General features: G+C 29.3%; 26 protein-coding genes. 1 reads left to right on the forward strand and 25 read right to left on the reverse strand.

All coding sequences use genetic code 11. The annotated features are described in order from the left end of the window. Positions 1 to 147: 147 nt before the first annotated feature. From O3884_RS00525 to O3884_RS00635, 23 genes are all read right to left on the reverse strand, one after another. Positions 148 to 1,044, reverse strand: a complete 897-nt coding sequence (locus O3884_RS00525) for a C39 family peptidase (RefSeq protein ID WP_371451087.1) — start codon at positions 1,042 to 1,044, stop codon at positions 148 to 150. A 12-nt stretch (positions 1,045 to 1,056) separates the two neighbouring features. Continuing rightward, a complete protein-coding gene (locus O3884_RS00530; RefSeq protein WP_371451088.1) occupies positions 1,057 to 1,920 on the reverse strand; it encodes a DMT family transporter in 864 nt (287 codons plus the stop codon). Continuing rightward, a complete protein-coding gene (locus O3884_RS00535) occupies positions 1,913 to 3,058 on the reverse strand; it encodes a glycerate kinase (RefSeq protein ID WP_371451089.1) in 1,146 nt (381 codons plus the stop codon). The genes O3884_RS00530 and O3884_RS00535 overlap by 8 nt, the downstream gene beginning before the upstream one ends. 497 nt (positions 3,059 to 3,555) lie before the next feature. Continuing rightward, positions 3,556 to 4,416 (reverse strand): polyprenyl synthetase family protein, encoded by an 861-nt coding sequence (locus O3884_RS00540; RefSeq protein WP_371451090.1) that lies wholly within the window; start codon positions 4,414 to 4,416, stop codon positions 3,556 to 3,558. Then, positions 4,409 to 4,609, reverse strand: coding sequence for an exodeoxyribonuclease VII small subunit (gene xseB / locus O3884_RS00545; RefSeq protein WP_003145059.1), 201 nt, complete (start codon positions 4,607 to 4,609; stop codon positions 4,409 to 4,411). Before xseB ends, O3884_RS00540 begins: the two co-directional genes overlap by 8 nt. Next, the gene (gene xseA, locus O3884_RS00550) at positions 4,609 to 5,865 is read right to left on the reverse strand and encodes an exodeoxyribonuclease VII large subunit (RefSeq protein WP_371451091.1); all 1,257 of its coding nucleotides are present in this window, start codon (positions 5,863 to 5,865) and stop codon (positions 4,609 to 4,611) included. Before xseA ends, xseB begins: the two co-directional genes overlap by 1 nt. A gap of 13 nt (positions 5,866 to 5,878) precedes the next feature. Then, entirely contained in the window at positions 5,879 to 6,274 is a 396-nt protein-coding gene (gene nusB / locus O3884_RS00555; RefSeq protein ID WP_294682763.1) for a transcription antitermination factor NusB, read from the reverse strand. Between the two features lie 14 nt (positions 6,275 to 6,288). Next, complete coding sequence (locus tag O3884_RS00560; protein WP_003145278.1) at positions 6,289 to 6,594, reverse strand: Asp23/Gls24 family envelope stress response protein; 306 nt, start codon at positions 6,592 to 6,594, stop codon at positions 6,289 to 6,291. Positions 6,595 to 6,781: 187 nt separating this feature from the next. Continuing rightward, entirely contained in the window at positions 6,782 to 9,403 is a 2,622-nt protein-coding gene (alaS, locus tag O3884_RS00565) for an alanine--tRNA ligase (RefSeq protein ID WP_371451092.1), read from the reverse strand. Positions 9,404 to 9,800: 397 nt separating this feature from the next. Next, positions 9,801 to 10,277 carry a type III toxin-antitoxin system CptIN family toxin gene (gene cptIN / locus O3884_RS00570; RefSeq protein WP_371451093.1) on the reverse strand — a complete coding sequence of 159 codons (477 nt, stop codon included), beginning with the start codon at positions 10,275 to 10,277 and terminating at the stop codon, positions 9,801 to 9,803. A gap of 480 nt (positions 10,278 to 10,757) precedes the next feature. Continuing rightward, positions 10,758 to 11,126, reverse strand: a complete 369-nt coding sequence (locus O3884_RS00575; protein ID WP_299324157.1) for a S1 RNA-binding domain-containing protein — start codon at positions 11,124 to 11,126, stop codon at positions 10,758 to 10,760. Beyond that, complete coding sequence (gene tkt, locus O3884_RS00580; protein ID WP_371451094.1) at positions 11,116 to 13,092, reverse strand: transketolase; 1,977 nt, start codon at positions 13,090 to 13,092, stop codon at positions 11,116 to 11,118. The genes O3884_RS00575 and tkt overlap by 11 nt, the downstream gene beginning before the upstream one ends. A gap of 16 nt (positions 13,093 to 13,108) precedes the next feature. Further along, the gene (recR, locus tag O3884_RS00585) at positions 13,109 to 13,705 is read right to left on the reverse strand and encodes a recombination mediator RecR (RefSeq protein WP_314161083.1); all 597 of its coding nucleotides are present in this window, start codon (positions 13,703 to 13,705) and stop codon (positions 13,109 to 13,111) included. 1 nt (position 13,706) lies between these two features. Next, the gene (locus O3884_RS00590; protein WP_003144870.1) at positions 13,707 to 14,024 is read right to left on the reverse strand and encodes a YbaB/EbfC family nucleoid-associated protein; all 318 of its coding nucleotides are present in this window, start codon (positions 14,022 to 14,024) and stop codon (positions 13,707 to 13,709) included. 115 nt (positions 14,025 to 14,139) lie between these two features. Further along, on the reverse strand, positions 14,140 to 15,849 hold the full coding sequence (dnaX, locus tag O3884_RS00595) for a DNA polymerase III subunit gamma/tau (RefSeq protein ID WP_371451095.1): 1,710 nt from the start codon (positions 15,847 to 15,849) through the stop codon (positions 14,140 to 14,142). A 143-nt stretch (positions 15,850 to 15,992) separates the two neighbouring features. Next, on the reverse strand, positions 15,993 to 16,970 hold the full coding sequence (locus O3884_RS00600) for a DUF4878 domain-containing protein (protein ID WP_371451096.1): 978 nt from the start codon (positions 16,968 to 16,970) through the stop codon (positions 15,993 to 15,995). Positions 16,971 to 17,229: 259 nt separating this feature from the next. Then, entirely contained in the window at positions 17,230 to 17,718 is a 489-nt protein-coding gene (locus O3884_RS00605; RefSeq protein ID WP_371451097.1) for a hypothetical protein, read from the reverse strand. 69 nt (positions 17,719 to 17,787) lie between these two features. Further along, positions 17,788 to 18,108, reverse strand: a complete 321-nt coding sequence (locus O3884_RS00610; RefSeq protein ID WP_371451098.1) for a hypothetical protein — start codon at positions 18,106 to 18,108, stop codon at positions 17,788 to 17,790. A 158-nt stretch (positions 18,109 to 18,266) separates the two neighbouring features. Further along, a complete protein-coding gene (locus tag O3884_RS00615) occupies positions 18,267 to 19,346 on the reverse strand; it encodes an ABC transporter substrate-binding protein (RefSeq protein WP_371451099.1) in 1,080 nt (359 codons plus the stop codon). 1 nt (position 19,347) lies between these two features. Beyond that, complete coding sequence (locus tag O3884_RS00620; RefSeq protein ID WP_371451100.1) at positions 19,348 to 20,148, reverse strand: ABC transporter permease; 801 nt, start codon at positions 20,146 to 20,148, stop codon at positions 19,348 to 19,350. Beyond that, positions 20,148 to 20,966 (reverse strand): ABC transporter permease, encoded by an 819-nt coding sequence (locus O3884_RS00625; RefSeq protein WP_371451101.1) that lies wholly within the window; start codon positions 20,964 to 20,966, stop codon positions 20,148 to 20,150. The genes O3884_RS00620 and O3884_RS00625 overlap by 1 nt, the downstream gene beginning before the upstream one ends. Positions 20,967 to 20,969: 3 nt before the next feature. After that, on the reverse strand, positions 20,970 to 22,058 hold the full coding sequence (locus O3884_RS00630; protein ID WP_371451102.1) for an ABC transporter ATP-binding protein: 1,089 nt from the start codon (positions 22,056 to 22,058) through the stop codon (positions 20,970 to 20,972). 10 nt (positions 22,059 to 22,068) lie between these two features. After that, positions 22,069 to 22,614, reverse strand: a complete 546-nt coding sequence (locus O3884_RS00635) for a helix-turn-helix domain-containing protein (protein WP_294682788.1) — start codon at positions 22,612 to 22,614, stop codon at positions 22,069 to 22,071. Between the two features lie 335 nt (positions 22,615 to 22,949). Here O3884_RS00635 and O3884_RS00640 point away from each other — a divergent pair, with 335 nt between their 5' ends. Further along, positions 22,950 to 23,798 carry an RluA family pseudouridine synthase gene (locus O3884_RS00640; protein ID WP_371451103.1) on the forward strand — a complete coding sequence of 283 codons (849 nt, stop codon included), beginning with the start codon at positions 22,950 to 22,952 and terminating at the stop codon, positions 23,796 to 23,798. Between the two features lie 63 nt (positions 23,799 to 23,861). On the opposite strand, the gene O3884_RS00645 is transcribed toward O3884_RS00640, so the two are convergent. Next, positions 23,862 to 24,107, reverse strand: a complete 246-nt coding sequence (locus tag O3884_RS00645) for a YneF family protein (protein WP_003145224.1) — start codon at positions 24,105 to 24,107, stop codon at positions 23,862 to 23,864. Between the two features lie 2 nt (positions 24,108 to 24,109). Further along, complete coding sequence (locus O3884_RS00650) at positions 24,110 to 24,319, reverse strand: DUF896 domain-containing protein (RefSeq protein ID WP_371451104.1); 210 nt, start codon at positions 24,317 to 24,319, stop codon at positions 24,110 to 24,112.

The following is a 24,319-nucleotide window of genomic DNA, read 5'->3' on the forward strand; positions in this document are numbered from 1 at the left end:
TTATCGCAAATTACATAAGTATTATTATAAAGGTTTTCACATGTTTTATCAAATTATTGGTTCGAACGCTCTCTAGTTATACACTCCTGTTTATAAAAAAATAAATCCTCAAATTTCATTTGAAATTCGAGGATTTATCTGTATAATTTATTTAGAAAATTCCCACATAGCTACTATTTCAGTTTTTAATTCATCATATGACCATTTTTTTAGTGTTCTCGTATAACTATTTGGATCATTAATTATAAATTTTCCTTCGTTGTCTACTCCAGTTATCAAAATAATATGTCCAACAGTTGTAAACTTACCTGGATGCACAGAAGCGATAATAGGATTTCCTTTACTTAAAACAGATTTCATTGCTTCTTCATTAAGTGGTACTCCAGTAGATTTTACTCCATATTCTTTAGCAATATAATCGAAGAAACTCCATTTTGTACCTGCATCTGTAAAATGTCCACTGGCATCTTCTTTTTCTGCAATGTTTTTTGGTGTAATTGATTTATCATCTAATATTCCACTAAGTGCCATAGCTACACAAGTTGGACCACAACCACCTATAGCCACGTTTGTGCCACCTAATTTATCATAAGCCCAACGTTTATCCCATTGGATATAGTAAGGAAACTTCCTATTAATTTCAACTGTTTCTCCTTGTTCAAACGGTGTTGCTTCTTGACCAGCGAGATACCCAAGTACATATTGAGTAGCATCTTTATTATTAACTAATAATTTCTGTTCTGCTTCTGGAAGATTCTCTCTTTGTAAGTATATTAATTGTCCTATTAGACTACCATTAGCATTTTGAAGTAAATTATTTTCAACTCCATTTGGATTAGTAATAAATGGATAAGGTTGCGTTACCCCCTTAATACCATCTCTTGCATTAGCTACATTTTCTGTTTGTAACACATTAGTACTCTTATTTTCATCTTCTGAATTTTTATTAAACCAAACAATCTTATTATTTTGAATAACATAAAGTACAACTGTACATAGAATAATGAACGCTATCGTCATTATTTCAATTCTTTTTCTTTTCATAATTACACCTCACTATTTACTTTTTATCACTAAAATTATTCCTACTGAAATAACTATAATATATCCGATTAAACTTTGCAAGTCTGGTAACTCGCTAAAAAATATAAATCCTAAAATTCCCGAAAACAATACTTGCGAATAATCAAACACTGATATATTTTTTGCCGCTGCATACTTATACGCAAATGTCACACCATATTGACCAATTGTCGCGGAAGCACCTGCTAATATTAGCATTGATAGTTGATACAATGTCATTACTCTATAATCAAAAATAAGATAAGGTAATAATAGTATTGTAGATAATGATGAGAAAAAGAATATAATAAACTCTCCAGAAACATTATGAGTACCTAAATACCTTACACAAGTATATGCAATACCAGAACAAAATGCCCCAAGTAATGCTGCTAGAGCTCCTGTACTTATTAATCCATCACCTGTTGGTTTTATAATAAATCCAACTCCGATAAATGCTATAACAATTGCTATAAATTGGAATTTTGTCATTCGTTCTTTAAAAAAGATATACGATAAAATAATTATTACAAACGGTGAAAGTTTTTGTATGATAGTAGAATCAGCAAGACTAATATGAGAAATTGCATAAAAGTTAAATACTAAGCCTATCGTACCAAAAATACTTCTTGAGATTAGAACACTCCAAGAAACTTTATTACCAGGTAGATTTATATTTTTCCAGTGCTTTATTAAAGGAATTGACGAAATTCCAACGGCTATAATATTTCTAAAAAATCCTTTCTGCATGGAAGGTAAGTCGCCTGCTAGCTTTATAAATAACGCCATCAATGAGAAACCGAAACCTGACAATATTATACAGAATATTCCCATTAGTATATTATTCTTTTTATCCATTATTAAACTCCAATATATTAAATATTTGAACAATTGTATTTTCTAGATTTTGTTTAGAAACTTTTTTATCCATTGCAGTATTTAATGATATAAATCTTCTTTGAATCGAAAACGAAGCGTCAATTAATTTTTTATCATCTTCATTTAATTCAGATAATTCTTCATCTAGAATATTTCCGGCTAAAAAGATAACTTTTTTATTAAACTTTTTTGCTAGTTTAGCGACTTCAATCGGAGCTTTTCCCATAAAACTTTGTTTGTCTAGTTTTCCTTCTCCAGTAATAACGATATCAATTTCTTGTATAATTTCTTCTAACTTTAAGTATTTAATCATAAATTCTGAACCTGATTGAAGCGTCGCATTACTAAAAGACATAAAAGCAAAACCTAATCCACCAGCTGCACCACTACCCCCATTAAAAATACAGTTTTTCTTCACTACGTTATTTACAATATTCGCAAAGTTTTCAACATACTTATCTACTTCTTGAAATTTGCTCTCAGAGAGTCCTTTTTGTTTAGAATAAACATAAGTAGCACCATTTATTCCTATAAGGGGATTATTCACATCACTTATTATAGTAAACTTGGCAGTTTTAAATTTATCATTAATAAATCTTAAATCAATTTTGTCAATTTTCATTAAATCATCAATACCATGTTTACAAAAATTTCCGTTTTTATCAGTAAAATGTATACCTAGTTCACTTAACATACCAATTCCACAATCATTAGTTGCACTGCCACCTAATCCAATTATAAAATGATTAATCCCTTTTTTAAGTAAAAACGAGATTAATCTTCCTAAACCAACAGTAGATGTTTTAAACGGATCTTTCTGAATATCTTTAAGATGCTTGAGACCAATTACTTCAGCAACCTCAATAACTGCTTCTTTCCTTTTAGCATCTAACAGATAGTTTACTTCACATTCTTGACGTGCTGCATTAATGGTTTTGAATTTCATTTTCTCAAAACCCTTAAATAATGCTAAAAAACCATCTCCACCATCTGCAATAGGTTGAATAAGTGTTGTAATGTTATCATAATTACTATTTAATTTATTAGAAATAATCTCTCCAATTTCTAGTGATGATAATGATCCTTTAAACTCATTTACGGCTACTAACACTTTCATAAAGTTACCACTCCACTTACAAAATTCTTATAATCATTTAGTTAATTTTATCATTAAATCAATATTTATAAAAGTTATAAACTTGAAAATTAAAATAAAAACATTTTCATCGATAAAATTTACACAAATACTTTAAATTTATTATTTTTTTTAGTATAATAATTATGTAAAGTATTTTACTTTATGTTTAGGGTTGAAATTAGGACTCAATTTTTGATTATATCAAAAAATACAGTATTAATTTGTCAACTGTAGAAGCAAACTACTTTTAGTTTTACAATTAATAAGTAATCCTCATGTTTGTGCCAGTAATCTACAGCCAACATTTTAAATATATTAGTTTACGAGTATCCTAAACCCTAAAGCTAAACTAATATTATTACTGTAAAAAACCACGAAGTTTACCCCTAAACTTTCGTGGTTTTTAGTTAATATCCAAAAAAATTAAGATATCCTAGAAAACGTGTTTGTTTCTAAGATATCTTTTATTATCTATTTTATTTATCTCGTTTTAATAAATAATTAGCGAAATCTTCAAGCAAATTATTATTTAGATGTTTTGCTACAGTTATAGCATTAAATGTATGTTGTTTTAATAATTCTTCACACTCTTCAATTCCATAGAAACTAAGGTATGTAATCATATCTTCATCACTAGGTAATTTACCAATTTTTTCAAAATCACCATAATAATCTAGAATATCATCTTTTATCTGATAAGCAATACCTAATTGTTGACCAAATTCTTTAACATTATCATAATCTTCAAGTTTATTTGCTACTAAACATGCAAAATCTAGTGGTAACTCTATTAAACGCCCGGTTTTTAAACTATGCATTTTTCTTAAGTAGTCCGCATCAACATCATAGTTTTTTTGTTTAACATCATAAATCTGCCCTGCAATCATTCCCATTGCACCAGAATAATTAGCAAATTGCTTAATTAATCTTACCTTCAATTCTGGAGTGACATCTGCATCACTAAGAACTTCAAAAGCTAATGTTAACATTGCATCTCCTGTAAGTACCGCAACATCTTGTCCAAAAACTTTATGATTAGTATGTTTACCCCAACGATAATCATCATTATCCATCTCTGGTAAATCATCGTGAACTAACGAATATGTATGAACTAACTCAATAGCTAGTGCTATGTCAAAATATTTACTATAATCTATTCCGTAATACTTTAGTAAATATAGAAAAGATAAAGGTCTAATTTTCTTTCCATCATTAACCAAAGAATAAGTTATTGATTCTTTTAAAATATCTGGCATCTCTAGTTTTTCTACATATTCTTTTGCAAAAGCATTTAATTTATCTTTATTAGTTTCTATGAAAAGTTTAAAATTATTCATTGTCTTTAAAATCCTTAGTTAATTTCGCTACTTCTTTTTCAGCATTCTCAATTAATGCATTACAGTTTTTTATTAAATCTATTCCTTGTTTATATCTTTCCAGTGAATCTTCTAATGATAACTTTCCAGATTCTAATTCAGCAACAATTTTTTCCAAATTCATTAAACTTGTTTCAAAATTTTCTTTACTCATTACTTAACTCCTTTATCGGATATATTATTTACTTTACATTCAAGACTACCATCTACAAGTTGTACTGATATTTCATCGTCAGTATTAATTTCTTTTATTGTCGTAATTTTTTTATCACCCAAGAAAGCCACAGAATATCCTTTTTTCATAATATTCAACGGTGAATTAGCCTCTAATTTATTTATTTCATTTGTAAAGTTTTCTTTAAATTTTCCTAACAGATCAATATTTAAAAATTTCTCAGTTGATGCTTTCAATACATGCTGTTTATCTTTAACAAATATTTGTAAAGATTTATTTAGTTCTTTTTCTAATAATTCAACTCTATTATTATACTCAAGGAAAACTTTTGAATAATTTTTATAATATGGATTATTTTCACTGTTAAGAACTCTAGTTTTATATGTTTGTATAATGTAATTAATAGTATTTGTTAATTTATCATAATTAAACGATATTCTATTTTTTATATCCTCAATATTCGGTGTTACTAATTCTGCAGCCGCAGTTGGCGTTGACGCTCTTCTATCTGAAACAAAATCAGCAAGAGTAGTATCTGTTTCGTGTCCAATTCCAGTGACAATTGGTGTTGTACAGTTGAAAATAGCTCTAATTACTTCTTCAGTATTAAAACTCCAAAGATCTTCAATTGATCCTCCACCACGACCCAATATGATAACATCATTAGTACCATCATCAGCTAATTTAATATTTTTAACTATATCCTGTACTGAATTCTCACCCTGTACTAGAGTTGAATAAATATTAATTTTAGCTATAGGAAATCGTCTTTGAATGGTTCTTGTAATATCTTGTACTGCAGCTCCTGTTTTCGCAGTAACTACCGCTATATTTTGACTGAAGCTTGGGATTATTTTTTTATATTGAGGTAAGAACAATCCTTCTTTCTCAAGTTTTTCTTTTAACTCTAAAAACTTCTGATACAGTTCTCCTATTCTATCTTTTTTCATATCAAGAACAACTAGGTTTACTTCACCACGCTTCAGGTAAAAATCAACCTTAGTTTTTATTAGTACTGTATCACCATCTTTAAAGTCTTTTGATCTTGCTCCAAACCAGTTTGCTCGAATTACTGAATTTTCATCTTTTATTGAAAAATAAATATTATTTCCATGAGGCTTAAAATTTGATATTTCACCTTTAATATAGACCTCACCTAAATATGGATCTAATTTAAACTTACGTTCAATATATTTATTTAACGCTGTAACGGTTAGATATGTTTTTTCTTCCATCTAACTTTACCTCTTATTTTGTTGAGTTTTCTACAATACCTTTTAATACTCCATTGATAAACTTATAGCTTTCATCTTTTTCACTATATTTTTTTGAAAGTTCAACAGCTTCATTTATTGAAACTTTATAAGGAATATCACTATATAGTATTTCATATGCTGAAATACGTAAAATCTGTCTATCCATTTTTGAAAGACGTTCTAATTTCCAATCTTTCAAATTATTAGAAATAATTTCATCAATTTCTTCTTTCTTTTCTAATATTTCTGTTAATGTTCTATTAACATAAATACTAGTTGAGATTTCTTCTTGTTCTAAATCTAAAAGTTCTATAAAATCTAATTCCGTATTTTCTACTTGGAATAAAATTTTAAAAACTGCTTCTCTAAGTTCGTGTCTGCTCTTCATTTATATCTCCTAAATTAAAAATCAATTCCTATAATATTAACATTTACAGTTTTAGTACTAATTTCTGTCATATTAAAAATAGAATTTCTAACATTCTCTTGAATTTTTCTTGCTGTTTTAGTTACTGAATATCCAGCTTTTAAGTTACAATACACATCAATAATTAATTCTGTACCTGCAAATTCTAATTCAACTCCACGTGAGTATACTTTTTTTCCTAATAATTTAGAAACACCCTCTACCTCAGTTGTTGCAATATTAGCAATAACTTCTAAAGCGCTTGGGTTAATTTCTACTTTTCCTAATTTTTTTGTTTCCATTTACTTATCCTCCAAAATTATATTTAATATTAAAAACAATCTAATATTAAATTATTATTTGTCCATAATAATCCTATTAATTATACCATATTTTCAGAGAAAAAGGGAGAGATTACCTCAAAATAGTTATTGTTGAAAATACTATTTTATCTAGGTAATCCCTTCCTTATGATTTATGTATCAGTAATTAAATATTAGCTAATAATTCATCGAATGCTTTATCGATATTATCTTTATTTTTAGCTCCTGCTTGAGCCATATCTGGACGTCCACCACCACGTCCATCACATACTGTAGCTAGCACGTTTACTAGTTTTCCAGCATTGTATTTATCAGTGATAGCTTTATCTACAGCTACAACGAAGTTTACTTTATCTTCATTTACTGAAGCAAAGGCAATAACATAGTTTTCTAATTTAGACTTAGCGTTGTCTACAAGTTGTTTTAAGTGATTCATATTTTCAGATTCAACAACACTTGTTAATACGTTAACTCCGTTAACTTCTTTAATGTTGTTTACTAAGTTGTTTAACTCAGCATTAGCAATTTTTTGTTGTAAACTTTCTTTTTCTTTAGATAGTTTCTTAATATCAGATTGTAATGCAGATACTTTTTCTACTACATTTGACGCATTAGCTTTTGTTAATTTTTCAACAGAACGTAGAGTTTCTTCTTGCTCTCTTAGGTACTCGTATGCAGCTTTTCCAGTTAGAGCTTCAATTCTTCGAACCCCTGCAGCTACTCCTGATTCAGATACAATCTTGAAGATACCTACTTCAGCACTATTAGCATTGTGAGTTCCTCCACATAATTCAATAGAGTAATCTCCAATAGAAACAACACGTACAACATCACCGTATTTTTCACCGAATAATGCTTGAGCACCAAGTTTTCTAGCTTCAGCGATTGGCATTTCTTCTGTTTTGATTTCTAACGCATTCCAAATTTGTTTGTTTACTTCTTGCTCAACTTTTTCAATTTCTTCTTTTGTAAGTGGAGCGAAGTGAGTAATATCAAATCGTAATTTTTCTTCAGTTACTAGAGATCCTGCTTGTTTAATGTGAGATCCAACTTCATGACGAAGAGCTTCATTTAATAAGTGAGTTGCAGTATGGTTTTTCTCAACATTTAATCTATAAGCTCTATTAACTTCTAGCTTGTACTCTTTTCCAACTACTAATTCACCCTCTACCACTTTTACAAAGTGAATGTGACGTTTGTCAGGAAGTTTCTTAACATCAACAACCTCAGCTTTGAAACCTTCAGCTGTTACTAAACCTTTATCCGCAACTTGACCCCCACTTTCCGCGTAGAATGGAGTTTTATCAAATACAACTTTTACAATTTCTTCACCTTTATAGTTTTCTAATAGATTATCTTCTTTATCAACTATTGCTAGTACTTTACCTTCACCTGTAAGGTTAGTATAACCTGTAAATTCACTATCTCCTACTATTCTGCTGTATAAGTCAGATTGTACTTGCATTGAAGAATCGTCTTGACGTGAAGAACGAGCACGCTCTTTTTGTTTTTCCATTTCTTCATTAAATCCATCGATATCTACTGTTAAACCTAATTCTTCAGCATACTCTTCTGTTAATTCAATTGGGAAACCAAATGTATCATAAAGTTTGAATGCATCTTTCCCTGAGATAACTTTTGTAGTATCTTTAACTTCTTTAGCGATATTATTTAAGATTGTTTCACCTTCATGAAGCGTTTCATGGAATCTATCTTCTTCTTTAAGAATTACATCTTTAACAAAGTTTGCACTTTCTTTAACGTTTGGATAATAGTCTTCCATAATTTCAGCAACTACATCAGTTAGTTTATACATGAATGAGTTATTTAAACCTAAAACTTTTGCAAATCGTACAGCACGACGTAATAATCTTCTTAAGATATATCCACGTCCTTCATTTGATGGTAAAGCTCCATCAGCAATAGCGAATGCTACAGTTCTAATGTGGTCAGCGATAACTTTAAATGCTACATCTTGCTCTGCATTTACACCGTATTTAGCACCTGAAAGTTTTTCGATTTCTCTGATAATTGGGATAAATAGGTCTGTATCAAAGTTAGTTGGAACATCTTGTAATACAGAAACAATTCTTTCTAACCCCATCCCTGTATCTATGTTTTTCGCTGGAAGTTCTGTATATGTACCATCAGCATTGTGGTTATATTGACTGAATACTACGTTCCATACTTCAAGATATCTATCGTTTTCCCCACCTGGATACATTTCTTCTTTTGGTGACCATGTATCTGCATCTTCTCCACGGTCATAGAAGATTTCTGTATTTGGTCCAGACGGTCCTTCACCGATATCCCAGAAGTTACCTTCAATTCGAATAATTCTTTCTTCAGGTAATCCAATAACATTGTGCCATAAATCATATGCTTCTGTATCTTCAGGGTGAATTGTTACTGATAATTTTTCTTTTTCTAATCCTAACCATTTCTCAGAAGTTAAGAATTCCCAAGCCCAAGGTACTGCTTCATTTTTGAAGTAGTCACCAATTGAAAAGTTCCCTAACATCTCGAAGAATGTGTGGTGACGTGCAGTTTTCCCTACATTTTCAATATCATTCGTTCTAATAGATTTTTGTGAGTTAGTAATTCTTGGATTTTCAGGTATTTCTCTACCATCAAAATATTTTTTAAGAGTTGCTACTCCTGAGTTAATCCATAGTAAAGTTGGATCATCTACTGGTACTAAAGAAGCACTTGGTTCAATTTTGTGTCCTTTTTCTACGAAGAAATCTAAGTACATTCTTCTAATTTGTGTTGATGTTAGTTGTTTCATTAATTTTTCTCCTTTCAATCTAACAAATAAATAAAAAAGTCCCTTGTGTAAAATTAATTACACAAGGGACGACTATAATCGTGTTACCACCCTAATTCGAGTACATTGTACTCCTCATTAGTTTTTATAACGGCTTAATTGCCGATGAAGTACTACATAGGTAGCATAAAAGTTCTATTATGAATCCTTTTCACCACTAGATTCTCTCTGTTGAATAATACTCTTAACTTTTAATTCCTAAACTTCATAGTATATGTATGTTATTATAAACAGTTAAGTTACGTTTGTCAATAGATTTTACTTAGAATTTCTCAATTCAAAGATAAGTTTTATCAGATATTATATTTAACTCTTTTAACAACTATGTTTTATTAGCTAACTTTTATACTGTAGCTGATTATATATAGTCTTTATTATTTAACTGTCTATATATTTTCATTACATTTGGTTGTAATGGTGTAAGTCTAACATCTCTTTTTAATAGCGACAAAACTTTTCTAGCTTTTCTCTCTATTTCTCTAGCGACATGTTCACTGGTAACTTTCAAATGATTCCCAGAAATTGTATATTCTCTTTCTACAAATTCGTCTGTTATTGGAAACATATCTTGAATTAGAAAAACACTTTCTTTGTTATTATCCAATTTTGCAATATGTAAAATATCACATTTAGTTCCCTTTTTCTCTTTATTTTTTATTATTCTTTTATACTTCTCTAACTTACTAGACATTGGGATGATCCAATAAATACCTGTCTTTGAGTCTTCAAAACAATAATAATGCGGTCTATTCCCTTGCTTGTTCCCTTTTAAAAAAGGATCATTAAAAATATTAAAGAAGTTATCTTTTATAATATAAAATCCTGTTTTTTTCATATTTATTCTCCAAAAAAAGTCCTCGCTATTAAGCTGAGGACTATACTTTCGACCCAACCACTTTTATCCCGCATATTGGTCAGCGGTAAACTTTCAACCCGACTATTTATATCCCACATATCGGTCAGTGGACTTTTACTACTTTTATAATACCTTACTTTATTTTCATTGTCAATAATAACAACTAAAAAATATAGTTATCTTTTTCAAGATAGGGGCTGACTCAAAAGTACTAAATTTTTTAAAAAAGTGTATATGACAACTTTTAGACGTAGTAGTTTATTGATATCTAAATTCGCTTTATAAAAGATTTTTAGATATCTAATAAACTGAATGAGGGTGACTCGACAAAATCTTGTTTCTTAAGAAATCACGATTTTTGAGTCACTCCCATTCTCAAATAAAAGTGTTCGACTAGGGTTTATGCTTCCTATCAACTTTTATTTAATACTAATAGTTAAGTTAGTATAGCTTTTAAAGCTACTTAGAATTTCTCATTTCAAACATAGCTTTCTTTTGCCAAAGCTTCATATTTTGCTTAAGCGTATCAAAACCATATTCAAAATTTAATGTATCTAAACTATTAATTTCTTTTTTATCCGTATCTTTTTTCTGTTTAAAGTTTAATGTTGCATTAATTTTATTATCTTTTATTGATAATACTTTCACTTCTAAAATCTCATCTTGTTTAATATAACTACTTATATCAAAAATAAAACAATTTGTAATTTCAGAAATATGAATTAATCCTACCATTTTATCTCGTGTTTCTATAAAGGCTCCGTATGGTTTTACGGCTGTTACTTTAACCTTTATAATATCGCCTGGACGAATCTCTCTATAGCTCATTTTTAATTTTCTCTACAACTGCTTCAACTGTAAATCCGTATTCTTCGATTACTTTATTTGCAGGTGCAGATGCTCCAAATTTATCAATTCCGATAGCTAAACCATCTAAACCTACATATTTGTACCAAAGAGCACTGTTACCCATTTCTAATGATACACGACGACGGATATTTAATGGTAGTAATTCCTCTTTATATTCTTTAGATTGCTCTTCAAATAACTCTACTGACGGCATACTTACTACACGTACTTTAGCCCCATCTTTTTCTAATTCACGCGCTACATCAATTGCTAATGCAACTTCTGAACCTGTTGCGATTAAAATAGTATCAAAGTCTGCAGATGTTTCATAAACAACGTATGCACCTTTAGCAACATTTTCGAATGAAGAATTTTCTAAGATTGGTAAGTTTTGACGAGTTAGAACAATTGAAGTTGGTCTATCGTTAGTTTTTTGTGATAAGTACCAAGCCGCTTGTGTTTCAGTTGCATCAGCTGGTCTGAATACATAAGTGTTTGGTATTGTTCTTAATGATGCTAAGTGTTCGATTGGTTCGTGAGTTGGACCATCTTCACCTACTGCAATACTATCGTGAGTGAATACATATGTTACTGGTAGGTTTTGTAATGCTGATAATCTTAACGCACCTTTTAGATAGTCTGAGAATACGAAGAATGTACCACCAAATACACGTACACCACCATGTAGCATTAATCCATTTAACACTGTTGCCATTGCAAATTCACGTACACCGAATTGAACATTACGTTCTGTTCTGTGTGCATAATCTTGTAAATTATCACCTTTAATAAATGTCATATTAGAGTGTGAAAGGTCAGCTGAACCTCCAAAGAATGTTGGTAATACTGCAGCAACACTGTTAATAGCATCTTGAGAAGAGTTACGAGTTGCTTGTGCCTCTCCTACATTTTTGAATGAAAAACTTTCTTTAGACAGACGTTTAATATCTTCACGAGATAGAACTTCTTCTAATTCTTTTGCTAACTCAGGGTACGCTTCTTTATAATCCGCATATAATTTTTCCCATTTAGCATATTCGTTTTCTCCACGATCTGCAACATTAGCTTTGAAATCAGCATATACATCAGCAGGAATATCGAATGGTTCGTTTTCCCAACCGATTTCTTTTCTGAATAATGCAGTTTCTTCGTCACCTAACGGAGCTCCGTGAACACCATTAGTTCCTTGTCTATTTGGAGAACCAGCTCCGATAATAGTTTTAACTTCGATTAATGTTGGTTTATCAGATTTTTTAGCTTGTTCAATAGCAGCATTAACCGATTCTACACTAGCTCCATCTTCAACTAAAATTGTATTCCATCCATATGCTTCATATCTAGCACGCACATTTTCTGAAAATGCATCTTTAGTTTCACCATCTAAACAAATATCATTTGAATCATATAATACTACAAGTTTATTCAGTTTTTGAACTGCTGCAAAGCTTGACGCTTCAGAAGCAACACCTTCCATAATATCTCCATCACCACAAATTACATAAGTATAGTGTTCAAATAGATCATATCCTTCTTTATTATATTTGGCCGCTAAGTATCTTTCTGCTAAAGCCATACCAACTGCAGTAGAGATACCTTGACCAAGAGGTCCTGTTGTAGCATCAATACCTTTAGTGTGGCCAAACTCAGGGTGTCCTGGTGTTTTAGAACCCCATTGACGGAAGTTTTTAACTTCTTCTAAAGATACATCTTCAAATCCTGATAAGTGTAATAATGAGTATAATAACATTGATCCGTGTCCTGCTGATAATACGAATCTATCTCTGTTTATCCAATCTGTTTTCTTAGGGTTTACTCTTAAATGTTTAGTGAATAAAGAATAAGCCATCGGTGCAGCACCCATTACTACTCCAGGGTGCCCTGATTTTGCTTTATTAATCGCATCAACACCTAAAACTTTTATCGCGTTAACTGATTTTTGTGACATAGAATGTCCTCCTAAATTATAATTCTATTCTACCAGATATAGCCCTTGATAAAGTAACCTCATCTACATATTCGATATCACTACCGAAAGAAATACCTTGAGCTATTCTAGTAACTCTTATATCTGTATTTTTTAAATATCTCGAAATAAAACTTGCTGTTCCTTCACCTTCAGGAGATGAATTTGTAGCAAGAATAATCTCTTTTACTGTTTCATCTTGTGCTCGTTCAAAAAGGGATTTTATGTTGATATCTAAAGGACCAATTCCATCCATCGGAGAAATTAATCCATCAAGCACATGATACACTCCCCTATATTGTTGCATATTCTCCATAGCAACTAAGTCATTATCATTGGCAACTACGCAAATAGTCGACTTATCTCTTCCAGGATCTGAACAAATATCACATACATGTTCTTCACTAAGTCTTCCACATACTTCACAATTAGTTAGTTTTTCTTTAAGATTTACTAAACTATCTGCAAAGTTTTTGATATCATTATCATGCATTTTTAAAGTGTGAAATGCCAATCTTACAGCTGTCTTCTTCCCTATTCCTGGTAATAGAGAATAACTTTCTATTAAATCTAAAATTGGTTTTGGATATTGCATCTTATAGACCTGGGATACTTAATCCGTTTGTAAATTTACCTAATGTTTCTTCTTTTAGTTTAGTTGATTTTTCTAATGCATCATTTACTGCTGTTAACACTAGATCTTGAAGCATTTCAATATCTTCTGGATCAACAACTTCTTCTTTAATTTTAATATCTAAAATTTTACCATCACCATTAGCAATAGCAGTAACCATACCACCAGATACAGTTCCTTCTACTGTTTGATCTTTTAATCCTTCTTGGGCCTCTAGCATATCTTTTTGCATTTTTTGCATCTTTCTCATCATTTGTTGCATATTTCCCATTCCGCGCATAATATTTCCTCCTAATATCTAATTATATTATAATTCTATTTAAAATTTTACAACTTGTCAATAATTTGAAATTCATTTCAAATTATTTCATTTTATTACATAGATGTTTTTCATTCTATTCAGTTTCTATAATAATATCACCAAATAATTCATCTATCTTAGTTAATTTTTCTTCTTTAACTTGTTCTTTCTCTTCATGTACTTCTTGTACTGGATTGTCTAGTTCATCTTTTAGTATTTCATATTGATGATCTTGTATTGTATAAATTTCATAGTCGACTCCAATGAATCTTTTAAATAAACTCTCTAAATACTTTTTATATTTAGAATTCGGAGCCATCTTAACCATATTATCCATTTCATTAAAAACTAATAAACCACCCACTTTTGAAGATGCTATAAGTTTACATGATTTAAATAATTCTCTCATAGTAGTTACTTCAGGATTATTTGTATTTAAACTCTCATTTATTATTTTTATAAATACATTAGATGCATAATTAGTAAGATTAGGATTTGAATCCTGTATAAGTTTGATTATCTTACTTTTATCTTTTATTATTACCTCTTTTATTTCCTCTTTTGGTGTATTAACAACGCCAGTATTTTGAAGAGCATTACTATTTGCAATATTTTGGATACTGTTAGTTTGTGATAGTTCCGGAATATTTTTCAGTTCTGTTCTTAATTGGTGCAACTTATCTTCTAATACTTTTATCCTGTTTTCTAACTCATTATTTTTCGAGTTAGACATAAGGTTTTGCCCACTACCAATAGTTGCGTTATTTTCATTGACACCTTCTTCTTTAGAACATATTTTCACTATACAAATTTGCATATAACTCATATATTCAGTTGAAAATCTAATGTGCTGTTCTGTTTGAGATAGGTACTCGATTATTTTATAGAAATAATCAAAACTAACACTATCTATTTCTGTAACAATTTTCTCAACATTATATGCCGTGTGTTTAGTATCTTTTAGATTTTTATATACTACAATATCTCTAGTTACATTTATTAAATCATTAAGTAGTAACTTAGTATCTTTGGCTTGAGCTACAAATTCATTATATTTTAATAGTGATTTTGTAACATCTCCCTGTAATAAACCTCTATAAAATTCTAATATATCATCTTCACTTATTGATGAAGTCACTTCTAATATATGATTCAAAGTTATCTCTTCAGCATAATTAGAAACTTGGTCTAAAATACTAATCGCATCTCTTAACCCACCTTTTGCTAGTGTAGCAATTTTCTCTATCGCAGCATCTTCAATAATTAAATTTTCTTCTTTTGCAATGTATTTTAATCTATCAATTAATTGTTCTTGAGATAGATTTTTAAATTCAAATCTTTGGCATCTTGATAAAATAGTTGCAGGTATTTTATGAATTTCAGTAGTAGCAAGTATAAAGATTACATGTGCTGGGGGCTCTTCTAATGTTTTTAATAATGCATTAAACGCAGCAGTCGTTAACATATGTACTTCATCTATGATATAGACTTTATATTTACCTTCAGTTGGTAGAAATTTAATAGCTTCTTTTATATCACGAACTTCGTCAACACCATTGTTACTAGCTGCATCTATTTCAATTATGTCAACATTTTCTTTTTGATATATTTCATTTCCATTAACTTCATTAGCAAATATTTTCGCTATAGAAGTTTTACCAGTTCCTCTTGATCCATAAAATAAATAGGCGTGACTTATTTGATCTTTGTCAATCGCATTTCTCAACACAGAAACTATATGATTTTGACCAACTATATCATTAAAAGTTTGTGGTCGATATTTCCTATATAATGCTTGAAACATACAAACCTCCTAAATTATTTTAACTAATTTATTATAACATATTTTTAATATATCTTATAGTAAAAAAGAGAAACAATAGAATCACAATTTTATAGAAATATGATTCCTTGTTTCTCACTTACTTTATTATATTTTTATTTTAATTAAAATGGATTTTCTGTTAAATACCATCTTCCGTTATATTTTTTTACTTTAATCGTTCTTTGACTGTTACTATCAAGTAACTTAGCTAAATCTAAGCCCTTTGTTTTTAACATAACTTTAGCAGTATTATCATCAATCATTTTCACCTCTGACACTTCTGCTAATTCAACAATTGTTTTAGCCATATCAAGTTTATACTTTTCAGTACGTTCCACTTCTTTTAATTCTTGAAGTGCAGCTTGCTTAGACTCTGGACTTTCGAAATGAATATAGTCCATCATTTTATTAAAATCACCTTTTTTAATAGTCTTCATCCAGCCTTCAACAGCATCTTTTGGAGTTGATCCCCCAGCTCTACCACTACTTCCAAAAGCAATAAATACTATGACTAATACTGTCACTATCGCTGCTATTATACCAATAGTTTTATTAGAGATTTTTTTCTTACTGTACATTGGATTAAAATTCGGATTATTTTGTCCAAATTGTGGATTGAATTGATTTGGATTATTATATCTATTATGATTATTAAATTGCTGCTGATTATTTACATTATTGAATTGAGGATTTGTCTGTTGATAATTTTGATAACCTTGTTGCGAATTAGCATTTCCATTGAAATTTTGTTGAGTATATTCAGGTCCTCTGTATTGATAATTCTGTTGGTTTGTATATTGTTGATTTTGTCCTACATATCCATTCCCACTATACTGAGTATTTTGTTGATTATTATAACCCTGATATTGCTGATTATTAAATTGAGGATTACTACCTATATTTCCATTACCTTGATATTGAGAGGAATGCTCTGGTTGATTTTGATAACCTGGTTGATTAGCAAAATTACCACTATAATCTTGCTGATTTTGCTCATTAAAACCATTTTGACGATAATAATTATTTTGTTGAGGATATCCTTGATAAGGATAATTATTTTGAGGTTGATTATTAGAATTTTGTCCTCTATTGTTATTCATAATAGTTTCTCCATTTCTACATTTTCGTCTAATAACATAACATTAATATAACTTTTATAATTTATTATATTTCTTCTTAATTTATAATTATATAGAGCTTTATTGCTTTTGTCAATGATATAAAAAGTAGCTAATTATACCAATTATTACAATTTAATAATACCTTATTCTACTAAAAAAATAAAAGATTATCCGACTAGATAATCTCATTATTAAACTACATATTCCTTCTTTGCAAGATAAATTACATCAAAAATTACTACCATAATTGATTTTTCTTTAAATACCATCTTCCATTGTGCTCCTCTACAACTAAAAAACCTCTACCATCATTTATTAAGTATTTTTTATCCAAATTGTCTTTTTTATTTATTTTCTTAAATCTAACTATAAACGTATTCAAATCAATCATTTTAACTTCATCTATTTCATTATCATTAACGAACGATTGCAACATATCTACCTTGTACTTTTCTTCTTTTGATATTTTCTTGAATTCTTGTACGGATTCATCTTTATCTTTTTTATTATCATAGTAGATGTAATCAAACATTTTTTCAAAGTTATTATTTCTCACAGTCTTCATCCACCCTTTTACGACTTCTTTAGGTGTAGCTCCACCTTCCCTTTCAGATAAAACAATTGAAAACATAATTATCAATACTAATATGATCACAGCTAATGACCTTTTATTTTCTGATTTATTATTTAATTGTTTCTTAAAACTACTATTTAAACCATAAGTCATATTCATTTATCCTTTTCTATAAACTTTATAGAGTATTAATTAATCTATATTTAATTTTATTTATATGAATTAAAATAAAATTAAATATAATCCAACTACTAGGCAACCGACACCAGTTATTTGTAAAATTCTCCCAGTTCTTTTACTATCCTTTGCATACTTTTCAATATTTTCTGGTAACTTCGCTTCTTCATAACTTATGCTAATACCACTAATTAAATGAGCATTATCCCCCCTTAGAATATATTTGGCTATAATAAAGAATACCCCTGCAATATAAAACATTATAAGAGCTCCAGCATACTCTATATACTCACTAGGTAGAAGGATAGACGATATAGTTAAGATTTCACATGGTAACATCAGTAGAATCGCTGTACTTGTTTTCATAGTAATACACCTCTTTTGTACTCCACTTAGCTATACTATATTTCAATTATATTATACAATAACAAAACAAAGATGGTCAAAACTTATCCAAAAAATAACTCTCCTTACTGTACTTTCTGTCCAGTAAAGAGAGTAATACGCAATACGATAATCACGTTTTATTTTCTATTGTTAATTTTGAATTTCAAGAATAGATCGTTGTAGAATTGAATCATTTTAGGATCTAAATCTTCATACACTTCAGCTTTATTTCCAAAACTTTCTAAATCTGGATAAAATTGTTCATTACTAGTTGTTTCTTCTGATAACAATTCTTTAGCTTTAGCGTTAGGAGTTGCATAGCCAATAAATTCAGAGTTTTTCGCTGCATTTTCTGGTTTTAACATAAAGTTAATAAATTTATATGCAGCCTCTTCATTTTTAGAAGTTTTTGGAATTACTATATTGTCAAACCATAGGTTAGTTCCTTCTTTAGGTAATGCATAAACCATATTTTCATTTTCTTCCATAATTGATTTTGCATCTCCCGAGAATACTACTGATACCCATGCTTCATTATTAATCATAAGCATTTTCTTCTCATCAGAGTTAATTGCTTTAATATTTGGATGAAGTAACTCTAATTTTCTTTCTGCTAGGTTTAGGTTTACCTCATTAGTATCATTTACAGAATTTCCTTCTGACTGAAGAGCAATTCCCATCATTTCACGTGCACCATCAATTAATAATATATTATTTTCTAAACGTGCATCCCAAAGGTCATTCCATTTTTCAAATTTAAGATCTTCAGGAACTTTAGTTTTATCATAAAGTATTCCTAGCGTTCCCCAGAAATAAGGAATTGAATATTCATTTTTTGGATCAAAACTTTTATCTCTAAATTGTTCATCAATATTATCAAATCCTTCAATTTTACTGTGATCTAATTTTTTTAGTAAATTTAACTTTTTCATCTTCTTAATCATATAATCAGATGGAATTACTATGTCATATGGTGTAGATCCTGATTGAATTTTTGTAAGCATAGCCTCGTTAGAGTCAAATGTTTCATATACTACTGAAATTCCAGTTTCTTCTTCAAACTTCTTAATTAAATCTGGATCAATATATTCTCCCCAGTTGAAAATTGTTAAAGTTTGTTTATCCCCACTATTCGAACTATCTATAAAATTACGACTATATAAAAGTCCTAAACAGATAACTAATATTGAAATTGCTGAAATAAGTAATTTTTTCATATTATCTTACCTCCCTTTTTAATTTACTAGTATTGATTACATAATAAATTAATACCGCTACAACAACAAAGATAGTTAAAACTGTAGATAAAGCATTAATCTGTAAGTTAATTCCTTGACGTGCCATTGAGTATATTTCAACAGAAAGTGTTTGGAATCCATTACCTGTAACAAAGAATGTTACTGCAAAGTCATCTAATGAATAAGTTAATCCCATAAAGAATCCTGCCCAAATCCCTGGAGTAATATAAGGAATTACAATCTTACTCAATACTTGAGGATAAGTTGCTCCAAGGTCAATTGCTGCATCCACCATAGTTCTAGGCATTTCATATAGTTTAGGTAATACCATTAAAACAACAATAGGTATACTAAATGCGATATGTGATAATAATACAGACCAGAATCCTTGAATAGTGTCTAATCCTGTGTACTTAGAAATAAATGTAAACATTAATAAGAATGAACATCCAATGATAACGTCAGGACTTACAATAAGAATATTATTCCCTACTAAGAAAGAATTTTTCTGCTTATTTGATTTTAAAGAATATATACCTAATGCACCCAATGTTCCAAAAATAGCAGAAAATAATCCACAAAGTAATGCAACAACAATCGTGTTAATTACAATTACCATCATACGCGTATTTTCAAATAAATCTACATAATGTTTCCAAGAAAAACCTTCGAAATCAATCATTGTCTTACCTGAGTTAAACGAGTAGTATGCTAGGTAAATTAGAGGTATATATAATATTGCAAAGATAACCCCTAAATATATTTTTGAAGTTAATTTCATTATTTTCTACCTCCAAAATTAGTTTTGTCTTTAGTATTTGTAAGAAACATTATAATCCCCATTACTACTATTAAGAATACTGCGATTGTTGAACCTACTCCCCAGTTTTGAGTAACTAAGAAATGTTCTTCAATGGCTGTACCTAAGTTGATAATTTTGTTCCCAGCAACAAGTCGTGTAATCATGAATAATGATAGAGCTGGAATAAATGTTACCTGAATACCAGTTTTAACACCATTAATACTTAATGGTAAAATAATTTTTAAAAATGTAGTTTTAAAGTCAGCACCTAAATCATATGATGCTTCTATTAAGTTTTTATTCATACCAGAAACCGAGTTATAAATAGGTAATAACATAAATGGTAAGAATATGTAACTTGATACAAAAATAAAACTAAATGAATTAAATAGTAAACTTTGAGAACCTATACCAATATACTCTAAGAAACTATTAATTGTTCCATATTCACCAAATAATCCTAAGAACGCATAAGTTTTTAATAAGATATTAATCCACGTTGGTAAGATAATTAATAGAAGTAACAATTCTTTATATTTACTTTTATTAATAGCAAACGCTAATGGGTAACTAATTACCAAACATATAAGTGTAATTAAAAACGCATACCAAAAACTATAAAGTGTCATTAATACATAAGTACTACTAAAAAATATCTTATAATTTTCAAGTGTAAAATTACCATCAATATCCCTAAACGAATGATAGAAGATAAGTAATATAGGAAATACTACAAACAGTAACATCCACATTACATATGGAATCATAAAAAATGAACGTGTTTTTCTATTAAACATTTTTTATTCCTCCTCTTCATATGATTCAAGACGAGCATCAAATTCTTCTTCAGTTTCTCCAGGCACCATGATATGTATTGCTTCAGGATCAAAGTTTAAACTTACAGCTGCACCTGGTTTTGCTTGTTTTGTAGAGTGTACAATCCATTCATTGTATTGGTCATCTAAACAACAGATTTCATAGTGAACTCCTCTAAACAACTGAGTATCTACTACTACACTGATTTTACCTTTATCAGCACTTGTTATCTCTAAGTCCTCTGGACGAATAACTACTTCTACACGTTTATTTTTATCTAAACCAGCATCTACACATTCATACTGTTTACCGTAGATTTCAACTAAATAGTCATCTAACATAACAGCATTAACAATATTAGATTCACCGATGAAATCAGCAACAAAACGGTTTACTGGCTCATCATAAATATCAGTTGGTGTACCACTTTGTTCAATTTTCCCATGATTCATTACGAAGATATAGTCACTCATTGCTAGTGCTTCTTCTTGGTCGTGAGTTACATAGATAAACGTAATACCTGTTTGTTGTTGAAGTTCACGAAGTTCATATTGCATCTCTTGACGAAGTTTTAAATCTAGTGCTGAAAGTGATTCATCTAGCAGGATAATTTCCGGTTCATTAACAATTGCACGAGCTATAGCAACACGTTGTTTTTGTCCACCACTCATTTCACTTATATCACGATTTTCAAAACCAGCTAAGTTAACTTGCTTAAGAGCTTTTTTTACTTTTTTATTAATTACTTCTTTCTTTTCATTTTTAATTTTTAATCCGAAAGCAACATTTTCAAATACATTCATGTGTGGGAATAATGCATAATCCTGAAACACAGTATTTACATGTCTCTTATTCGCAGGTAAATCATTAACTACTTTATCATCAAGTAGTACGTCACCTGATGTTGGACTTAAAAATCCACCAATTAATTTTAAAATTGTACTTTTACCACATCCACTTGGTCCAAGTAATGTATAGAATTTTCCTTTTTCTATTTCTAAATCAATATTTTTTAATACATGGTTATTACCAAAAGACATTGATACATTTTTAAATTCAACAATATTTGCCATTATTTTCTCCTTATAAATACGAATTAGTCGCTACAATTAACACTTCACATTCTTCATCAAATGGATTTGATATTCTATGTTCTGACGTAGCTAAAAAATAAAAACTTTCATGAGTCGAAGCTATAAACTCCTCATCACCTAATCTTAATTTACATTTTCCCTTCAGTACATAACATAATGTTTCTGATTCAGAAGGATCAAATGTTTTATAATTACTATTTTTATCAAGTTTTAATATAAGAGATTCCATCTCTTTCTCATTTGATTCTGGAACCAACCATGTAAGTTTATATCCTTCATCAGTTTCTTCATAACTAGTTTGATCTTCTAATGAATAATATACTTTCTGACTAGTACTCTCCTTATCGAAAAAATCTTTAGGAGCACATCCAAGAACTTGGAGTATATTAAAAAAAGTTTCCATTGATGGAGACGCTAAATCACGCTCAACTTGAGATATATACCCCTTACTAAGGTCTGTACGTTCCCCTAACTCTTCTTGGGTGAGGTTTTTTTGAATTCGTAATCTCTTTAATCTTTCACCTATAGAATACATAACTTCTCCTTTCTATAGTTAATAAGTTAATTTGTTTAACAATATATAACTTTTAGTTAATTTTGTTTATTATTATCTAACTTAACGTTATTATTGTTTACCATTATTAAACTTATCGTCATTTAAGTTTACTAATAGTAAACTCAATGTTTAGTGCTGTTAAATCACAAGTTATATAATACTATATTTTTAAGTTAAAATCAAGTTAAAATTACATTATTTTTCAACTATTTAATAATTATAATTCTTCTTAATAAAGCCTATTATTCTTTATTATCTTAATGTTTTAGTATATAATGGTAATATTAATATAAGAAAGAAATCAAGGTACCATAATGAAATTTAAAATACTACAACCCTTCCAATCAGTTGAGGTTTATTTAAGTCAATTTTTAAAAGTGTCAAAAAAGAATATACATACAATTAGAATGCAAAGTCATCATGATAAACAAACAATTAAAGTTAATGGGAAAGAAGCAGATTTAACATCAAGTTTATCTACAAATGATTCTCTAGAATTAAATATAGATTTAGCAACATCTAAGTACTTATCAAATACAACCGCTAGAATAAATAAAGAATACGAGGATGATTATATTCTTGTCGTATCAAAACCATTCGGTATAAAAACTCATCCAAATGATATAGAAACTGAAAATGATACGCTAGTTAACTATTTAATAGCGGATTATAACTATCTAGAACCTATTCACAGACTTGATATAGATACTTGCGGTTTAGTGATTCTAGCAAAAACTCCTTTAATCAAAGCTAAGCTAGATCAAATGCTTGAACAAAGAGCAATTAAACGCTATTATACTGCACTAATAAAAAACAATGTTAAACCTCAAACTATTAATACTAATATAGGAAGAGACAGTAAAGAAAAAAACAAAATGGCAGTAACAAGAAACGGGAAGAATGCCATTACTAATATACTTGAGTGCAGTAAATTAGATCAAAATAGATTTTCAGTTCTTGTCTCACTTGAAACAGGTAGAACTCATCAAATAAGAGTACATTTAGCTTCTATAGGAGTTCCAATAATTGGGGATAAATTATATTCAAAAGACGGCTATAAATACGATAAAATGTATTTAGGAGCACTTAAAGTAAATTTCCCACACCCTGTTACAGGAAACACTTTAGAAATTAAATCGTCAATTGAAAAAGATTTTATATAATAAATTTTATACAATAATAAGAAAAACAGATGTGCAAAATTATTACACATCTGTTTCTTATTATTATTTTTTCATTTGTTTTTGAGCTTGTTTTTGCGCTTTTTGCATGTTGCTCATAACTTGATTGATTTTTTTACGAGATGGCTTTTGTCCCATTTGACTCATCATACTCATAACCATATCTTCGTTAATTTGAGGATTTTTTTCCATGTAGTTCATGAAATTACGTCTTGCTAGATAGAAACCTCCAACAACACCGATAAGTAAACAAATTGCTCCAACTAAAATTGTAACTGCAGTTTCACTCATTGTTAATTTCCTTTCTTCTTAGGAGTTATATCTTCTCCATTTTCATTAATTACCTTAGTATTATCTAATATGTTTCTCATATTAGCTTTAAAATTTTGTAAATATAATTGTCTATATTTAGCTAATTCTTCTGATTCCTCAGTAGTTAATTCACGCTCTTTTTTTGTAGCATTAAGTGAATTAATTTTAGCAATAACTTCTTTCATTTCCAT

It is taken from the genome of Gemella sp. 20925_1_85 (assembly GCF_041433735.1).
GTDB lineage: Bacteria > Bacillota > Bacilli > Staphylococcales > Gemellaceae > Gemella.

Bases quoted from the DNA above. Each gene is read 5' to 3' on its own strand.
- O3884_RS00525 (WP_371451087.1), bottom strand. From the start codon at position 1,044: ATGAAAAGAAAAAGAATTGAAATAATGACGATAGCGTTCATTATTCTA.
- O3884_RS00530 (WP_371451088.1), bottom strand. From the start codon at position 1,920: ATGGATAAAAAGAATAATATACTAATGGGAATATTCTGTATAATATTG.
- O3884_RS00535 (WP_371451089.1), bottom strand. From the start codon at position 3,058: ATGAAAGTGTTAGTAGCCGTAAATGAGTTTAAAGGATCATTATCATCA.
- O3884_RS00540 (WP_371451090.1), bottom strand. From the start codon at position 4,416: ATGAATAATTTTAAACTTTTCATAGAAACTAATAAAGATAAATTAAAT.
- xseB (WP_003145059.1), bottom strand. From the start codon at position 4,609: ATGAGTAAAGAAAATTTTGAAACAAGTTTAATGAATTTGGAAAAAATT.
- xseA (WP_371451091.1), bottom strand. From the start codon at position 5,865: ATGGAAGAAAAAACATATCTAACCGTTACAGCGTTAAATAAATATATT.
- nusB (WP_294682763.1), bottom strand. From the start codon at position 6,274: ATGAAGAGCAGACACGAACTTAGAGAAGCAGTTTTTAAAATTTTATTC.
- O3884_RS00560 (WP_003145278.1), bottom strand. From the start codon at position 6,594: ATGGAAACAAAAAAATTAGGAAAAGTAGAAATTAACCCAAGCGCTTTA.
- alaS (WP_371451092.1), bottom strand. From the start codon at position 9,403: ATGAAACAACTAACATCAACACAAATTAGAAGAATGTACTTAGATTTC.
- cptIN (WP_371451093.1), bottom strand. From the start codon at position 10,277: ATGAAAAAAACAGGATTTTATATTATAAAAGATAACTTCTTTAATATT.
- O3884_RS00575 (WP_299324157.1), bottom strand. From the start codon at position 11,126: ATGAGCTATAGAGAGATTCGTCCAGGCGATATTATAAAGGTTAAAGTA.
- tkt (WP_371451094.1), bottom strand. From the start codon at position 13,092: ATGTCACAAAAATCAGTTAACGCGATAAAAGTTTTAGGTGTTGATGCG.
- recR (WP_314161083.1), bottom strand. From the start codon at position 13,705: ATGCAATATCCAAAACCAATTTTAGATTTAATAGAAAGTTATTCTCTA.
- O3884_RS00590 (WP_003144870.1), bottom strand. From the start codon at position 14,024: ATGCGCGGAATGGGAAATATGCAACAAATGATGAGAAAGATGCAAAAA.
- dnaX (WP_371451095.1), bottom strand. From the start codon at position 15,849: ATGTTTCAAGCATTATATAGGAAATATCGACCACAAACTTTTAATGAT.
- O3884_RS00600 (WP_371451096.1), bottom strand. From the start codon at position 16,970: ATGAATAACAATAGAGGACAAAATTCTAATAATCAACCTCAAAATAAT.
- O3884_RS00605 (WP_371451097.1), bottom strand. From the start codon at position 17,718: ATGACTTATGGTTTAAATAGTAGTTTTAAGAAACAATTAAATAATAAA.
- O3884_RS00610 (WP_371451098.1), bottom strand. From the start codon at position 18,108: ATGAAAACAAGTACAGCGATTCTACTGATGTTACCATGTGAAATCTTA.
- O3884_RS00615 (WP_371451099.1), bottom strand. From the start codon at position 19,346: ATGAAAAAATTACTTATTTCAGCAATTTCAATATTAGTTATCTGTTTA.
- O3884_RS00620 (WP_371451100.1), bottom strand. From the start codon at position 20,148: ATGAAATTAACTTCAAAAATATATTTAGGGGTTATCTTTGCAATATTA.
- O3884_RS00625 (WP_371451101.1), bottom strand. From the start codon at position 20,966: ATGTTTAATAGAAAAACACGTTCATTTTTTATGATTCCATATGTAATG.
- O3884_RS00630 (WP_371451102.1), bottom strand. From the start codon at position 22,058: ATGGCAAATATTGTTGAATTTAAAAATGTATCAATGTCTTTTGGTAAT.
- O3884_RS00635 (WP_294682788.1), bottom strand. From the start codon at position 22,614: ATGTATTCTATAGGTGAAAGATTAAAGAGATTACGAATTCAAAAAAAC.
- O3884_RS00640 (WP_371451103.1), top strand. From the start codon at position 22,950: ATGAAATTTAAAATACTACAACCCTTCCAATCAGTTGAGGTTTATTTA.
- O3884_RS00645 (WP_003145224.1), bottom strand. From the start codon at position 24,107: ATGAGTGAAACTGCAGTTACAATTTTAGTTGGAGCAATTTGTTTACTT.
- O3884_RS00650 (WP_371451104.1), bottom strand. From the start codon at position 24,319: ATGGAAATGAAAGAAGTTATTGCTAAAATTAATTCACTTAATGCTACA.